This window comes from Bacillus cereus group sp. BfR-BA-01355 (assembly GCF_022663675.1).
GTDB lineage: Bacteria > Bacillota > Bacilli > Bacillales > Bacillaceae_G > Bacillus_A > Bacillus_A thuringiensis_S.
Window position 1 is genome coordinate 1 of record NZ_JAKUFY010000527.1, and the last position, 210, is coordinate 210.

A 210-nucleotide genomic window follows, 5' to 3' on the forward strand; every position below is an offset into this window, starting at 1 on the left:
GCGGCGAGCGAAACGGAACATAGCCCAAACCAAGAGGCTTGCCTCTTGGGGTTGTAGGACATTCTATACGGAGTTACAAAGGAACGAGGTAGACGAAGTGACCTGGAAAGGTCCGTCGTAGAGGGTAACAACCCCGTAGTCGAAACTTCGTTCTCTCTTGAATGTATCCTGAGTACGGCGGAACACGTGAAATTCCGTCGGAATCTGGGA

At 51.4% G+C, this 210-nt stretch carries 1 rRNA gene; it reads left to right on the forward strand.

Features of this window, described 5'->3' with window-relative positions:
* Nucleotides 1–210 (forward strand): 23S ribosomal RNA (locus MR167_RS33895); the annotation flags it as partial.